Here is a 15635-nt window from a genome sequence, read left to right on the forward strand (position 1 = left end):
AGCATGATCTCAGGAACGGCCAGCCCGCCGCGGGTGTTGTGCCCTTGGCGGGGGCCCGGCCGATGCTATGGTATTCCACAAACTCTGCACGACAGGACGAGGATATTTCAGTGGCTGATGTTGATCCCGCGGCGGGCAAGCTGGTCTCGCCGGACGCGCTCACCAATGTTCCGCGGCTGGTGACGGCCTATTTCGCCGGCAAGCCCGATGTCGGCGATCCCGCGCAGCGGGTGGCGTTCGGAACCTCCGGCCATCGCGGCACGTCGTTCAAGAACAGCTTCAACGAGGGCCACATCCTCGCGACCACGCAGGCGATTTGTGACTACAGAACTGAAAAGGGCCTGACCGGCCCGCTCTTCATCGGCATCGACACCCATGCGCTGGCCGAGCCGGCGCTGGTCAGCGCCGTCGAGGTGTTCGCCGCCAACGGCGTCGACATCATGATCGACAAGGACGGCGGCTACAGCCCGACGCCTGTCATCTCGCACGCGATCCTGACCTACAACAAGGGCCGCACTAGCGGCCTTGCCGACGGCGTCGTCGTCACGCCCTCGCACAATCCCCCCGAGGACGGTGGCTACAAATACAATCCGCCGCATGGCGGCCCGGCCGACACCGACGCGACCTCCGTCGTCGAGAAGCGCGCCAACGCCTATCTCGCCGACGGCCTGAAGGGCGTGAAGCGCATCGACTACGACAAGGCACGCAAATCCGCGAACGTGCACGCCTACGACTTCATCACGCCCTACGTCGCCGATCTCGGCAATGTCGTCGATCTCGATCTGGTCAAATCCGCCGGAATCAATATCGGGATCGATCCGCTCGGCGGCGCCGCCGTGCATTACTGGCATCCGATCATCGAGCGCTACGGCCTGAAGGCCACCGTCGTGAACGAGGCGATCGATCCGACCTTCCGCTTCATGACCGTCGACTGGGACGGCAAGATCCGCATGGATTGCTCCTCGCCCTACGCGATGGCGAGCCTGATCGCGATGCGCGACCGCTTCGACGTCGCCTTTGCCAACGACACCGATGCCGACCGCCACGGCATCGTGACGCGCACCGGCGGCCTGATGAATCCGAACCATTACCTTGCGACCGCGATCTCCTATCTGTTCGCGAACCGGCCGAACTGGGGCAAGGATGCCGCGATCGGCAAGACCGTGGTGTCGAGCTCGATCATCGACCGCGTCGCCAAGAAGCTCGGCCGCAGGCTGGTCGAAACGCCGGTCGGCTTCAAATGGTTCGTCGACGGCCTCCTCACGGGTGGCTTCGGCTTCGGCGGCGAGGAGAGTGCAGGGGCCTCGTTCCTGCGCCGCGACGGCGGGGTGTGGACCACCGACAAGGACGGCATCATCCTCGGCCTGCTCGCAGCCGAGATCATGGCGAAGACCGGCCGCGATCCCAGCCAGCTCTTCGGCGATCTCACTGCCGAACTTGGCGTGCCCCACTACGCGCGTATCGACGTCGCCGCCACCGCGCCCCAGAAGAACATCCTCAAGTCCGTCACGCCCGAGCAGCTCGGCCTCAAGGACCTCGCCGGCGATCCTGTCCGCGCCACGCTGAGCAAGGCGCCGGGCAACGGCCAGCCGTTCGGCGGCATCAAGGTCGAAACCGATTTCGGCTGGTTCGCCGCAAGGCCCTCCGGCACGGAGGACGTCTACAAGATCTACGCGGAAAGTTTCCGCAGCACCGAGCACCTGAAGCGGATTCAGGAAGAGGCCCAGGCGGGGTTGAAGAAGGTGTTCGGGGCGTAGGGCACCAAGCCCAGGACGACTCTTCGGTTGCTGCTCCGAGGAGTGTTTTCCGGATTCTCCGCTGTCATCACCCGCGAAAGCGGGTGATCCGGTACGCCGCGGCCGTGCCGTGATGCGGAGGAGCCGCGGCGTACTGGATTCCCCGCCTTCGCGGGGAATGACTTCCGGTATAGTTGTATACAATATCAAGATAATAGGTATCCAATACGCCACATTTAGCCTTGAACGATTCTACCTCTCCTCTATTGTATACATAGAGCATACATAAGCCTTGGGAGAGCGACCCGTGACAAAACCCTTCCCGATGAACGCCTGGTACGCCGCGGCCTGGGACGCTGACGTCAAGCCGGCGCTGTTGCCGCGGACGATCTGCGGCAAGCATGTCGTGATGTACCGCAAGGCCGATGGCTCGGTGGCCGCGCTGGAGGATGCCTGCTGGCACCGCCTGGTGCCGCTGTCCAAGGGCCGCCTGGAAGGCGACACCGTCGTCTGCGGCTATCACGGTCTGAAATACAATGCGCAGGGGCGCTGTACCTTCATGCCCTCGCAGGAGACCATCAATCCGTCGGCCTGCGTCCGCGCCTATCCCGTGGTCGAGCGTCATCGTTACATCTGGCTCTGGATGGGCGATCCCGCGCTGGCCGATCCCGCGCTGGTGCCGGACATGCACTGGAATCACGATCCGGCCTGGGCCGGCGACGGCAAGACCATCCGCGTCAATTGCGACTACCGCCTCGTGCTCGACAATCTCATGGACCTTACCCATGAGACTTTCGTGCACGGCTCCTCGATTGGGAACGACGCGGTCGCCGAGGCGCCGTTCGACGTCACCCATGGCGAGAAGACTGTGACGGTGACGCGCTGGATGCGCGGCATCGAGGCGCCGCCGTTCTGGGCCAAGCAGCTCGGCAAGCCCGGCCTCGTCGACCGCTGGCAGATCATCCGCTTCGAAGCCCCGTGCACGATCGCGATCGATGTCGGCGTGGCGCCGACAGGCACCGGCGCGCCGGAAGGCGACCGCTCGCAGGGCGTCAACGGTTTCGTGCTCAACACCATCACGCCGGAGACCGAGAAGACCTGCTACTATTTCTGGGCGTTCGTGCGCAACTATCAGATCGGCGAGCAGCGCATCACCTCCGAGATCCGCGAAGGCGTCTCCGGCATCTTCCACGAAGACGAGCTGATCCTCGAGGCGCAGCAGCGCGCCATGGACGAGAACCCCGATCGGATCTTCTACAACCTCAACATCGACGCGGGTGCGATGTGGACGCGCAAGCTGATCGACAGGATGGTGGCGAAGGAAAACCCGCCGCAGCAGCTCCAGGCCGCGGAGTAGGCCAGGTGAAAGCAGCGCCCGAGCGAGAGGTCGACCGCTCCGTCTCGCAGACCGTGAAGGCGCAGCTCGCGCTGCGCGACCAGATTCTGTCGGGTCGCTTACGGCCCGGCGAGCGCATCTCCGAGCTCCAGGCGGTGGAGACGACCGGCGCCTCGCGCACGCCGGTGCGCATGGCGCTGGTGCGGCTGGAGGAGGAAGGCCTGCTGGAGGCGATTCCCTCAGGCGGCTTCATGGTGAAGGCGTTTTCCGAGCGCGACATCTCCGATTCCATCGAGCTGCGTGGCACGCTCGAAGGGCTGGCCGCGCGCTTCGCAGCCGAGCGCGGCGTTTCCGCGCGCGAGCTTGAGCCGCTGAAGGAGTGCCTTGCCGCGATCGACGAGTTGCTGCGCCAGGTGCCGATCTCGGTCGACGCGTTCTCCTCCTATGTCACGCTGAACGCGCGTTTCCACGCACTGCTCACCGAATTGTCGCGCAGCGCGCCGCTGATCCGGCAGATCGACCGCGCTTCCGCGCTGCCATTTGCTTCCCCAAGCGGGTTCGTGATGGCGCAATCGGCGCTGCCCGAGGCGCAGCAGATTCTGATCATCGGGCAGGAGCACCATCGCGTCGTGATCGACGCCATCGAGAACCGCGAAGGCGCCCGCGCCGAAGCCGTGATGCGCGAGCACGCGCGCCTCGCGGTGCGAAACTTGCGGCTTGCGCTGCGCAACCGCACCCATCTCGACCTCTTGCCGGCGCTCGCGCTGATCAGGACCGCAACCGACTAAGGCAATCGCCATGCGCTTCATCGAAACCTGGATTCCGGCAACGCTGGTCGCGACGCGCGATCTTGCGCCGGGCATCCGCGAGTTCCTGATCCTGCCGGATCAGTTCGACGGCACGGCCTATCCGGTCGGCAGCCACATCAATATCAGCGTGACCATCGACGGCCTGCCGGAGACGCGATCCTATTCGCTGGTCGGCGAGGCGTCCTCGCGCGGTTTCAAGATCGCGGTGCGCCGTGCCGAGGATTCCCGCGGCGGCTCGCGCTATATGTGGCAGCTCGCACCAGGCGCCCGGCTCGACATCACGCGGCCGGCTTCGCTGCTCGCGGTCGACTGGGCCCGCGAAAACTATTGCCTGATCGCCGGCGGCATCGGCATCACGCCGATCCTTGGCGCCGCACAGGCGCTGGCGCGTCGCGGCGCTGATGTCACGCTGCATTATGCCGTGCGCTCGCGCACCGATGCCGCCTATCTCGAGGATCTCGCCAAAATGCTCGGTGAGCGCCTGCTCGTTCACGCGAGCGACGAGGGCCGGCGACTCGACCTCGATGCGCTGTTCGGATCATTGCCGCAAGGTGCGCTGGCGCTGTTCTGTGGCCCGATGAGGATGCTGGATGCCGCGCGCCACGCCTGGATCGGCGCCGGCCATCCGCTTCCCGATCTCCGCTACGAGACCTTCGGCTCCAGCGGCACGCTGCCGACCGAGACGTTTCGCGTGCGCCTGAAGGGGACCGATGTCGAGCTCGAAATCCCGCGCGAGCGCTCGATGCTTGATGTGCTCAATGCCAGCGGACACGACGTGATGTACGATTGCAAGCGCGGCGAATGCGGCCTGTGCGCGATCGACGTGGTCGAGGTCGACGGCGAGATCGATCATCGCGACGTCTTCTTCAGCGATCACCAGAAGCAAAGCAACCAGAAGATCTGCGCCTGCGTCTCCCGCGCCCGCGGTACCATCACCGTGGACACGCTGCTCCGGGAAGATGCGGTCTGACCGGAGCTGGAAGGCGTACTCGGAAACCGCGATCAGCCTGAAGGCTCGCGCATCCGCCCTACTTTCGGAGCGGGCGGGTGCAGGTCGTCCTGGCGAGGCAGCTAAGGGCGGTGACGAAGCGGGCTTTGCAGCGTCAATGGGCCGGCAAGAGCGCTTCGTGCGGTCCACCAATCATGATAGGTTTGCTCTCGGCAATAAATGCGTTCAGCCGGTCTTGGACAGCAAGGGTGGAGGTTCTGCCATGAAATCCAATTCTGTCTCGCTGGCAGTCGATGCGTTCGCCACAGGGCGAGCTGACGCGCTGATTTTAATCGGCCGCATTCTCCTCGCGTGGGTATTCGTCGGAAGCGCGTATGGAGCAATATCCAACTTCAGCGGCTCTGTGGGGTATTTCAGGTCCCTGAATCTTCCAGCACCCGAGCTGTTCACCATGACGAACATCGTACTGGAAGTATTGATATCCGTTGGTTTGATATTGGGCGTCGGTACGCGCTACTGCGCAATTCTGACGTTTGTGTTCGTATTGGCGGCAACGGCTATTGCGCACCGCTACTGGGAGTATCCCGCGGGTGCGCAGCAGATCGGTCAATACAACCACTTCCTGAAGAATGTCTCGATCATGGGAGGCGCGATGTTGATCTTCGTCACCGGGGCGGGCCGGTTCAGTTTCGATCGGGCATCGTAGCCGAGATCACTTCAAGTCGGGCTTGAAAGCTTCCTCTATCGCGCGGCGGATGCTCTTTGAGAGCTGTTTCAGGGTCTTGCTCACGAGGGCGAAGAGAAGCATCAACCATGTCGCAAGCGCGGCACACCACAGCACGACTTCAAATATCTCAGGCATGATGATGCCCCTCAAAAATAATTACTTTGAAATGCGGCAAGTGTTGCTTAATGGGGCCGACACGGCAAGCCGTCTTGAGAGTGGTAGCGCGCCGAAACACTCGGAAACGCTCTCAAAACAGCGGGCAGCCTTAGGTCAGGGATGCAGACCAACCCTATGACCGCGAAGACTGGCGCGGGATGCAGAACTGCCTGGCAGCGATTCATTTGCGAAGGGTGGCTTGAAGAAATTCTGCCCTGCGCGAGTCTGCTTCACCCCTGGAAGCGGACCGCCTCACATTTGTGAGTATTTCCCTACGCCGCGTAAGTCGCCCGCAGCTTCTTCGTGTTCAACAGCGCCAGAACGCCATCGGCCGACACCGGCCGGCTGATCAGATAGCCCTGCGCTTCGTCGCAACCGAACTGGCGCAGAAACTCGAGCTGGTCGGCGGTCTCGACGCCTTCCGCAACCACGCCGATGCGCAGGTCGCGCGCCAGCGAGATCACAGACTTCACGATCGCGGCGCAGTCGGGCTGCACCAGCATGTCGCGGATGAAGGACTGGTCGATCTTGATACGGCTGAACGGCAGCTTGCGCAGATAGGTGAGGGAGGAGAAGCCGGTGCCGAAATCGTCCAGTGCCACCGTGGTGCCGAGCTCGAGCAGCGCGTTGAGGACTGACGCCGCCGAGCCGTATTTCGACAGCAGCATCGATTCCGTGATCTCGATCTCGAGCCGGTGCGGGGCGACCTTCGCGTCCGCGAGCGCCTGCACGATGGTCTGGAGGATGCCGGTGCTGTGAAACTGCGCGGCAGAGAAGTTCACGGCGACCCGGATGTCCTCCGGCCAGTCCGAAAGCGTCGCGCAGGCGCGCCGGATCACCCATTCACCGATCTCGTGGATCAGCCCGGTCTCCTCGGCGATCGGGATGAATTCGCTCGGCGGCACGAGTCCGCGCCGGGGATGCTGCCAGCGCAGCAGCGCCTCGAAGCCGGTGATGCGGTTCTCGCCGAGATCGAGGAACGGCTGGAACACCAGGAACAGCTCGTCCCTGGCGATGGCGCCTTCGAGGTCCGCTTGCAGCGCCTTGCGATCGCGTGACACCCTTTCATCGGCTTCCTCGAAGAAGCAGACCGTGCCGGGGCCGGCTTTCTTGGCGCGATACAGTGCGGCGTCGGCATTCTTCATGATGTCGAGCTGCGTGGTGCCGTCGCGCGGCGCCAGCACGATGCCGACGCTGGTCGCGCCGGCGATCTGGCGGCCCTCGATCTGGAACGGTTCGTCGAAGGCCGCGACGAAGCGTTCGGCGATCTCGAGCGCATCCTCGGGCCGCGCCAGATTGGCCATCACCAGCGCGAACTCGTCGCCGCCGATTCGCGCGACGTGCTCGGCCGCGCGCGTGCAGCGTTGTAGCCGGCTTGCGACCTGGACCAGGAATTCGTCGCCGGCGGGGTGGCCGAACTTGTCGTTGACCTCCTTGAAGCGGTCGAGGTCGAGCAGGAGCACCGCGAATTCCTCTCCGGACAGGGCCATCCGCCGCAGCGGGGCTTCGAGCGTCTCGTTGAAGGCGAAGCGGTTGGGCAACAGCGTGAGGGGATCCTGCCGGACCGTGCGCTCGGCCTCGATCTGCCGGATCACGCGCCGCGCGAACGCGAATGAATTGACGAACACCGCGCGCAGCAGCACGCTGCCGTAGACCACCACCAGGATGGCCATCAGCACATAGGCGGGATCGCCGTCGCGGCCGAGGCAGATGGCGATGCCGACGAAGATGGGGCTCGTGAAGGCGATGGCCGCAATCGGGATCGTGGCGAAGGCCCGCGCGCCGCCGGCCAGCATTCCCGAGCAAAGGCAGGTGATGACGAGCTGGCCGCCGGTTGCGGCATTCGCGAAGAAGGCGACCGGGACGATGCCCCAGGCAACGCCGAGCACGAAGGCGTTGCGCACCAGCCGATGCATCGCCCGGCGCGAAACGAATTGGGGTTTTGTGATCCGGCGCGAGGCGTGGGATTGCAGGCCGAACGCAATCGCGGCGCCGGCCACGATCGCGGCCCAGGCCAACGCAAACTTCCAGTCCGGCGAATGCCAGAGCGCGATGGCGAGCACGGCCGCGTTGCAGGCATTGGCAAGCATGATGCCGACGGAGTAGCCGAGCACCAGTGACATCTGATCGGCGCGGATATGTCCGGCGACGGCTTCGTCGGTTGCAGGACCGCCAAAGGCCGACAGATCGCCGGCGAACAGCCGCGCGAAATAGCTGGTCGTTTGAGTCCGCATTCCAGGGCCTAGCAGCATGGGCCGTTTGTCCGGCTCGATCAGGAGGATTCGCTGCAAACCTTTGACGAAATATGAATTATCCCCGCTGGCCACGATCGCCATGGCCACTTCTGCGTGTTCAAGCGAGGGTATCGATAACAAATCGATACAAATGCGGCGCCCCGCGTTACGGTTGTAACAGTGGGCCGATCGCAGAACGCGCTCGGCCTTCATGGTTCGAGACGCGCCGCAAGGCGGCGCTCCTCACCATGAGGGTCTAAGATGTTGCCGCGGAGCAGACCTCATCCTGAGGAGCCCGCTGAAGGCGGGCGTCTCGAAGGATGGCCGCGAGGAGGCTGCCAGCCCGCTCTGTTGCCAAATGTGCCGAACGTCACCGCCCGAGCTGCTTCGGATCATAATAGAACCGTTCTTCGATCAGCTGATCGCCCCGCCAGGTCTGCCACGCGATCTCATCCAGCGTTCGGACGACGCCTTCGGCATTGGTGAAGCTGAACCGCCAGCGGGTCGCGACGTGATCGCCCTCGATCAGGCTCGGCCCGATGCGGACGGCCTTGACCTCCCTGGAGGCCGCCAGCACGCCGCGCTCCTTGGCGACGAGCTTGTCGCGGCCGACTGTCGGGGCGGCGTTGTTCTCATAGGTCGCGGCATCGGACGTGTAGTACTGCTCGATCGCTTCGACAAACTCCCCGTTCTCCAGCCGCTTGGCAAAGGCTTCAACGACATCACGGCTCGGCATGGATCACCTCACGATTAAAACCGACTGATAGTCGGTAAATACCGACCGGTAGTCGAAAAGTCAACTGGCCGGGTGCGACGAATTGGACTAGACGGGAGCCATGGCAAAGCAGGCGGAGCGGCGGGCGGCGACATCGGAGGCGATCCTGACGGCGGCGCGCCGCCTGTTCGGGATGCAGGGCTTTGCCGCGACCACCATGGACGACATCGCGGAGGCCGCGGGCGTCGCCAAGGGCGCGGTCTATCATCACTTCAAGACCAAGGAGGCGGTGTTCGAAGCGGTGTTCGATTCTGTCTCGCGCGATCTCGTCGCCGAGATCGACCGGACCGCGCGCGCCGAGAAGGACGTGCTCGCCGCGATGGTCGCCGGCACCCAGCATTACTTTGCGGCGACCGCCAAGGGCCCGACAGGTCAGATCATCCTGCGCGACGGCCCGGCCGTGCTCGGCTGGGAGCGCTGGCGCGAGATCGACGCGCAGCATTTTGGCGGTAAGATGCCGCGCGCGCTGTCGGTGGCGATGGAGGCCGGCCTCATCGCAAAGCAACCGGTCGAGCCGCTGGCGCGGCTGCTGCTCGGCGCGGTGACGGAGGCGGCGGTCGCCTGCGCCGGGCGCGCGGATATCGCAAGGGCAGGGGCGGAATATGCCCGTGCGTTCAAGTCACTGGTCGAGGCGCTGCGTCTACGCGCATGATTGTGCTAGTGACGAACCGGAAACGCCCACCAACAAGAAGAACAGTAGCGCATGAACGCAAATTCCTCCCTCGCGCCGTCCGATCCTGAGTTCGACTACATCATCGTCGGCGCCGGCTCCGCCGGCTGCGTGCTCGCCAACAGGCTCTCTGCGAACGGCAAGCACAGCGTGCTGCTGCTCGAGGCGGGACCTAGGGATTCCAACATCTGGATCCACGTGCCGCTCGGCTACGGAAAGCTGTTCAAGGAGAAGACGGTCAACTGGATGTACCAGACCGAGCCGGAGCCTGAACTGAAGGGGCGGCAGGTGTTCCAGCCGCGCGGCAAGACGCTGGGCGGATCGAGCTCGATCAACGGCCTGCTTTATGTCCGCGGCCAGCACGAGGATTACGATCGCTGGCGCCAGCACGGCAATGCCGGCTGGGGCTATGACGACGTGCTGCCCTATTTCAAGAAAGCCGAGAACCAGGCGCGGGGCGCCGATCAATATCACGGCGCCGGCGGGCCGCTGCCGGTCTCCAACATGGTCGTGACCGATCCGCTGTCGAAAGCCTTCATGGACGCCGCGGTCGAGACCGGTCTACCCTACAATCCTGACTTCAACGGCGCCACGCAGGAAGGCGTCGGCCTGTTCCAGACCACGACGCGCAACGGCCGCCGTGCCTCGACGGCGGTGGCCTATCTCGGACCCGCGAAGACGCGCAGCAATCTCAAGGTCGAGACCGAGGCGCTCGGCCAGCGCGTGCTGTTCGAGGGACGCCGCGCGGTCGGCGTCGAATATCGGCAAGGCACAACCGTGCGCCGGGCCCGCGCGCGCAAGGAGGTCGTGCTGTCGAGCGGCGCCTACAACTCGCCGCAGCTCCTTCAGCTCTCCGGCGTCGGCCCTGCCGATCTCTTGCGCAAGCACGGCATCGATGTCGTGCTGGACGCGCCGGGCGTCGGCCACGATCTCCAGGACCACATGCAGGTCCGCATCGTGATGCGCTGCTCGCAGAAGATCACGCTCAACGACACCGTCAATAATCCGTTCCGCCGCACGCTGGCCGGCGCGCGCTATGCGCTGTTCCGGAAGGGCTGGCTGACCATCGCGGCCGGCACCGCGGGCGCGTTCTTCAAGACCAGTCCGCGGCTCGCTTCGCCCGACATCCAGGTGCACTTTCTGCCGTTCTCGACCGACAAGATGGGGGAGAAGCTGCATGATTTTTCCGGATTCACGGCGTCGGTGTGCCAGCTCCGGCCGGAAAGCCGCGGGACCTTGCGCATCAAAAGCGCGGACCCGACCGTGCCGCCGGAAATCCGCATCAACTACATGTCGACCGAGACCGACCGCACCACCAATGTCGAAGGCCTGAAGATCCTGCGCAAGATCCTGAATGCGCCGGCGCTGAAGCCGTTCGTGGTCAGCGAGTACGATCCCGGCGCGAAGGTATCCACGGATGGAGAGCTGCTCGATTATTGCCGCGAGCGCGGCAGCACCATCTACCATCCGACCTCGACCTGTCGTATGGGCAATGACGCGCTGGCGGTGGTGGACCAGCGGCTGAAGGTGAGGGGGCTCGAAGGCCTTCGCATCGTCGACGGTTCGATCATGCCGGACCTCGTGTCGGGGAATACCAACGCGCCGATCATCATGATCGCCGAAAAGGCCTCCGACATGATATTGGAGGATGCGCGATAAACATTGCGCTGAAAGGACATTCGACTTGGCTACGCGACTGAAGATCGGCACACGCAAGAGCGCGATGGCGCTGGCGCAGACGGAAGAGATTGCGCGCCGCCTGACCGCCGCCATGCCCGATCTCGATGTCGAGATCGTCAAGTTCGACACCACGGGCGATCTCGACCAGACCAGCAAGCTGCTGCCGCATGGCGGCAAGGGCGGCGCGTTCGTGGCGCAGATCCGCGTTGCCGTGCTCTCCGGCGAATTGCAGGCCGCGATGCATTCGCTGAAGGACATGCCCGGCAATGAGGACACGCCCGGCCTCGTCATCGGCGCTACGCTATCGCGCGATCCCCCGAGTGACGCACTGGTGCTGCGCGATGGCGTGACGCTGGAAGCGCTGCGCCAGTCCCGCGGCAAGGGTTTCAAGATCGGCACCAACGCCGTGCGTCGCGCCGCCTATGCGCGGCGGCTGTTTCCTGATGTCGAAGTGATCCACTTCCGCGGCGCCGCTGACACCCGCGTCCGAAAACTCGACAATGGCGAGAAGCAGAAGTTGCCGGATGGCGGCGCGGTTGGTCCCGCCGATGCGCTGATCATGGCGCGTTCGGGCCTCGACCGCGTCGGCCTCTCGCACCGTATCGCCTATGAATTCTCCGCGGCGGAGATGCTGCCCGCGGCAGGCCAGGGCATCGTCGCCGTGGAATGCGCCGCGCAGGACTGGCAGACGCGGCAGATCCTGTCATCGATCGACGATCCCTCTGCGCACGCTTCTGCCGATGCGGAGCGCGAGGTGCTGTGGGTGCTCAACGGCCATTGCAATTCGCCGGTGGCGGGTTTTTCGACCATCGCAGGCGATCAGATGTCGCTGACGGCGTCCGTGCTCGACCTCTCCGGTAACACCATCATCGAAGCCTCGCACACGGGCCCCGCCAACCGCCCGCGCGAGCTCGGCCGTGCTGTGGGACTGGATCTGCTGGCGAAGGGCGCCGCCGAGATCATCGAGCGCAGCCGGCCGCGCTAAATTTTGAGAGCGCAGTACGTGCAGCATCCGTCATTGCGAGCGTAGCGAAGCAATCCAGGCTGTCACCGCCGAGAGATTCTGGATTGCTTCGCTGCGCTCGCAATGACGGCGCGGAGCCTCAGCCCCGCACGCGCTTCAGCATCTGCTCGACATGGGCGATCGGCGTTTCCGGCTGGATGCCGTGACCGAGATTGAAAATGAAGCGCCCTTGCGCAAAGTTCGCCAGCACGTTGTCCACCGCGCGGTCGAGCGCCGCGCCGCCCGTGATCAGCACCAGCGGATCGAGATTGCCCTGCACGGCGACCTTGCTCTGCACGCGCTCGCGGATGAAGGCCGGCTCGGCAGTCCAGTCGATGCTGACGGCATTCACGCCGGTCGCTTCGACATAACCCGGCAATTGCGCGCCGGCCCCGCGCGGGAAGCCGATGATCTTCGCGTCGGGCACTTTTGCGCGCACGCCTTCGACGATGCGCCGCGTCGGCTCGACCGACCAGCGCGCGAACTCGGCCGGCGGCAGCACGCCGGCCCAGGTGTCGAAGATCTGCAACGCATCGGCACCGGCCGCGAGCTGTGCCAGCAGATATTCGATCGAGTTCTCCACGAGCACGTCGATGATTGTCGCAAACGCCTCCGGATGCCGGTAGGCCATCATGCGCGCCGGCGCCTGGTCGGGCGTGCCCTGGCCTGCGACCATGTAGGTGGCCACCGTCCACGGCGCCCCGCAGAAGCCGATCAGCGCGGTCTTGGGATCGAGCGCACCGCGCACGATTCCGAGCGCCTCGAACACCGGCTTGAGCTTGCCGAAGTCGGCGCGTGCGGCGAGTGTCGCGACTTTTGCGGGATCATCCAGCGGCTCCAGCCGTGGACCCTCGCCAACCTCGAACCGCACGGAACGGCCGAGCGCATAGGGGATCACCAGGATGTCGGAGAAGATGATCGCTGCATCGAAGCCGAACCTGCGGATCGGCTGCTGCGTCACTTCGGCGGCAAGCTCCGGGTTGAAGCAGAGATCGAGGAAGCCGCCGGCCTTGGCCCGCACCTCGCGATATTCCGGCAGATAGCGCCCGGCCTGCCGCATCATCCACATGGGCGGGGTAGCCTGGCGCTGGCCGGAGAGCACGTCGATGAAGGGCTTTGTCGCAGACTGGGGCACGGACGGTCCTATCAAGATTGAGGTTCCTGATACACTGCCGGAAGCCGGAGCGGAACAGTGGAACCAGCGCAAATGCGCCGCGTTGACCTCCCAATCGAGGAGGACTCAATGGCTGAGACGTTCAATCCCGCGCCGCACGACAAGCACGCTGATGATCTTGGCAAGGCGCTGGCCGCCGATCGCCATACCAAGCTTGAAGCCGGGCTGGAGGACAGTTTCCCTGCGTCCGATCCGGTCAGCGCTGCGCAGCCGACACCGTCGAAGGCCGATGCGGACGCCGACAGTCCCTCGCTCTGGGACAAGGTTAAGTCGATCTTCAGCTAAGGCCGACGTTCAGCGAGCGCCGGGGCGCTCGGTTTCCGATAGGGTCGCTAACGCATTGTTAGCGATCCAGCGACGCTCCAGTCCGTAGGAGTACGGGAAAACCCGCTTAACGCTGCGAATGTCGGCAAGCGTTTCAGGGTTCAATAACAGAAGCGGTGGAAGTTCCGGCGATCGGAGATTTCTGCCGCATGACCGTCGCCTCACAAAGAGCCGGATGGAGCCGCCTGCCGTTGCGCGCGGCGGCGTTCGTCGTGCTCACTTGTGCGACCATCCTCGGCGTCAGCGGCTGGCGCGAATGGGCCGCGCGGGATGCCGTGCTCAAGGGCGCCGAGACCGAGATGGCGAATGTTGCGCGCTCGCTGACGCAGCATGCGGAGGACAGCCTCGACCTGCTGGATTCCGGCGTCGTGGGCGTCGTCAGCCGGCTGGAGATGGACGGTGCCGAACCCGCCACGATCGCCAAGCTCAGGAATCTGCTGGAGGCACGCAAGAAGGCGATCGCGCGCATTCACAGCCTCGCCGTCATCGACGACCAGGGCAACTGGCTGACCTCGCCGGGCACGATCGGCTCGACGCTCAGCGACGACGCCTTCTTTCGTCATCACCAGCTGTCCTCGAAACGGGAGCCTCATGTCGGCCATCCGGTGCGGAGCCAGCTCGATGGCGAATGGGTCGTCACCCTGTCGCGCCGCTTCAACAAGCAGGACGGCAGCTTCGGCGGTGTCGTGCTTGCGACCATCAGCGCGAACTATCTCGCGCATTTCTACGAGCAGTTCGAGCTCGGCCGCAACAGCTCCGTGTCGCTCGTGCATGGCGACGGCATGATCATCGCGCGCAATCCAAGCAACGACAGGTTCGTCGGCCGCAGCGTCGCCGACACCCCGCTATTCCGCGACGCGAGCCTGCAGCAGCCGGGCGGCGCATACCATTTCAGGTCGCCGCTGGACGGCGCCGAGCGCGTCAGCTTCTTCAAGCGCTCTGGCCGTTATCCGCTCGTCCTGCTTGCCATGGTCGACAAGGCCGAGCTGCTGGCGCCCTTGCGAGCCGCGGCGATCTCTCGCATGCTCTACGTGCTCGCCCTGGTCGTGCTGATCGCGGTCATCGGCGCGGTGCTGGTGCGGCAGTTGCAGCGGGGCCAGCGCATGGCCGCGGCCCTGGTCGAGAAAGAGGCGCATTTCCGCCTGCTCGCCGAAGGCTCCAGCGACATGGTGACCCGCATCGGGCTCGACGAGCGGCTGCGCTATGTCTCGCCCTCGTCGGTCCGCGTCGTTGGCTGGCGGCCCAATCAGCTGATCGGAACGCCGGCGCTCGCCGGCATCCATGCGGATGATCGGCCGCAGGTCCAGGCGCTCGTCGATGCCATGAAGCGTGGCGAAAAGGACGAGGCGCGCGTCACCTATCGCAACGCGCATCGGCAAAACTCGGAAGTCTGGCTCGAATCGACCATGCGGGTGACGCGCAAGGAAAACGGCAACGTCGACGGGGTGGTCGCGATCTCGCGCGACATCACCGAGCAGAAGAAGCTGGAAACCAGGCTCGAGACGCTCGCGATCGAGGACAGCCTCACCGGGCTCGCCAACCGCCGCCGCTTCGACGAACGGTTGAAGGAGGAATGGGCGCGCGCCTATCGCGACCGCTCCAGCCTGGCTTTGCTGATGATCGACGTCGATCACTTCAAGGCCTACAACGACGAATACGGCCACCCCGCAGGCGATGCCTGTCTGCGCGTGGTGGCGAAGGTCATCGCGGCCGAGATGCAGCGCGCCGGAGATCTGGCTGCGCGCTATGGCGGTGAGGAATTCGCCATGCTGCTGCCGAACACCGATGCCGCCGGCTGCGCGCGGATCGGCGAGCGGATCCGCCGGGCGATCCGTGAGGCGGGCCTCGTCCACAGCACCAATCACGCGTCGGGCTGCGTCACCGCTTCGCTCGGCGGCGCGGCCTGCCGGCCCGCGCTGGAACGCACCGCCGGCGTGGGCTCGCTCGTCGAGACAGCCGATCAGGCGCTCTATGCGTCGAAGCAGGGTGGGCGCGACCGCCTGATGATGTCGGTCGAGGTGGCGAGCCTGCTGCCGAAGGCGTCAGGGCTGTAGCTCATCAT

Annotated in this window: 14 protein-coding genes; 10 read left to right on the forward strand and 4 right to left on the reverse strand. The window is 64.9% G+C overall.

Annotated features, from left to right (window positions below):
• Positions 1 to 110 precede the first annotated feature (110 nt).
• The 5 genes from pgm (at position 111) to J4G43_RS13125 (ending at position 5536) form a co-directional block, all read left to right on the forward strand.
• Positions 111 to 1757, forward strand: coding sequence for a phosphoglucomutase (alpha-D-glucose-1,6-bisphosphate-dependent) (pgm, locus tag J4G43_RS13105; RefSeq protein ID WP_208085048.1), 1647 nt, complete (start codon positions 111 to 113; stop codon positions 1755 to 1757).
• Positions 1758 to 2043: 286 nt separating this feature from the next.
• Entirely contained in the window at positions 2044 to 3093 is a 1050-nt protein-coding gene (locus J4G43_RS13110) for an aromatic ring-hydroxylating dioxygenase subunit alpha (RefSeq protein WP_208085049.1), read from the forward strand.
• A 5-nt stretch (positions 3094 to 3098) separates the two neighbouring features.
• Positions 3099 to 3860 (forward strand): GntR family transcriptional regulator, encoded by a 762-nt coding sequence (locus J4G43_RS13115; RefSeq protein ID WP_208085050.1) that lies wholly within the window; start codon positions 3099 to 3101, stop codon positions 3858 to 3860.
• 10 nt (positions 3861 to 3870) lie between these two features.
• Entirely contained in the window at positions 3871 to 4851 is a 981-nt protein-coding gene (locus tag J4G43_RS13120) for a PDR/VanB family oxidoreductase (RefSeq protein ID WP_208085051.1), read from the forward strand.
• Positions 4852 to 5092: 241 nt separating this feature from the next.
• On the forward strand, positions 5093 to 5536 hold the full coding sequence (locus J4G43_RS13125; protein WP_071917677.1) for a DoxX family protein: 444 nt from the start codon (positions 5093 to 5095) through the stop codon (positions 5534 to 5536).
• A 6-nt stretch (positions 5537 to 5542) separates the two neighbouring features.
• Here J4G43_RS13125 and J4G43_RS13130 read toward each other — a convergent pair whose 3' ends face one another.
• From J4G43_RS13130 to J4G43_RS13140, 3 genes are all read right to left on the reverse strand, one after another.
• On the reverse strand, positions 5543 to 5692 hold the full coding sequence (locus J4G43_RS13130) for a hypothetical protein (protein WP_166084486.1): 150 nt from the start codon (positions 5690 to 5692) through the stop codon (positions 5543 to 5545).
• 293 nt (positions 5693 to 5985) lie between these two features.
• Positions 5986 to 7947, reverse strand: a complete 1962-nt coding sequence (locus J4G43_RS13135; RefSeq protein ID WP_208085052.1) for a putative bifunctional diguanylate cyclase/phosphodiesterase — start codon at positions 7945 to 7947, stop codon at positions 5986 to 5988.
• A 370-nt stretch (positions 7948 to 8317) separates the two neighbouring features.
• Positions 8318 to 8683: a nuclear transport factor 2 family protein gene (locus tag J4G43_RS13140; RefSeq protein WP_208085053.1), complete on the reverse strand. Its 366-nt coding sequence runs from the start codon at positions 8681 to 8683 to the stop codon at positions 8318 to 8320.
• 100 nt (positions 8684 to 8783) lie between these two features.
• Here J4G43_RS13140 and J4G43_RS13145 point away from each other — a divergent pair, with 100 nt between their 5' ends.
• From J4G43_RS13145 to hemC, 3 genes are read left to right on the forward strand one after another with little or no spacing between them, the layout of a single operon-like run.
• A complete protein-coding gene (locus J4G43_RS13145; protein ID WP_208085054.1) occupies positions 8784 to 9374 on the forward strand; it encodes a TetR/AcrR family transcriptional regulator in 591 nt (196 codons plus the stop codon).
• 51 nt (positions 9375 to 9425) lie between these two features.
• The gene (locus J4G43_RS13150; protein ID WP_208085055.1) at positions 9426 to 11051 is read left to right on the forward strand and encodes a GMC family oxidoreductase; all 1626 of its coding nucleotides are present in this window, start codon (positions 9426 to 9428) and stop codon (positions 11049 to 11051) included.
• A gap of 25 nt (positions 11052 to 11076) precedes the next feature.
• Positions 11077 to 12057, forward strand: a complete 981-nt coding sequence (gene hemC, locus J4G43_RS13155) for a hydroxymethylbilane synthase (RefSeq protein ID WP_208085056.1) — start codon at positions 11077 to 11079, stop codon at positions 12055 to 12057.
• 118 nt (positions 12058 to 12175) lie between these two features.
• On the opposite strand, the gene hemE is transcribed toward hemC, so the two are convergent.
• Positions 12176 to 13210 (reverse strand): uroporphyrinogen decarboxylase, encoded by a 1035-nt coding sequence (hemE, locus tag J4G43_RS13160; protein WP_208085057.1) that lies wholly within the window; start codon positions 13208 to 13210, stop codon positions 12176 to 12178.
• Between the two features lie 108 nt (positions 13211 to 13318).
• Between hemE and J4G43_RS13165 the strand changes: the two genes are divergently transcribed.
• Together J4G43_RS13165 and J4G43_RS13170 are read left to right on the forward strand one after the other, a co-directional pair.
• On the forward strand, positions 13319 to 13534 hold the full coding sequence (locus J4G43_RS13165; RefSeq protein ID WP_014497480.1) for a hypothetical protein: 216 nt from the start codon (positions 13319 to 13321) through the stop codon (positions 13532 to 13534).
• Positions 13535 to 13722: 188 nt separating this feature from the next.
• On the forward strand, positions 13723 to 15627 hold the full coding sequence (locus J4G43_RS13170) for a diguanylate cyclase domain-containing protein (RefSeq protein WP_208085058.1): 1905 nt from the start codon (positions 13723 to 13725) through the stop codon (positions 15625 to 15627).
• The last annotated feature ends 8 nt before the right edge of the window (positions 15628 to 15635 follow it).

Source organism: Bradyrhizobium barranii subsp. barranii (assembly GCF_017565645.3).
Classification (GTDB): domain Bacteria; phylum Pseudomonadota; class Alphaproteobacteria; order Rhizobiales; family Xanthobacteraceae; genus Bradyrhizobium; species Bradyrhizobium barranii.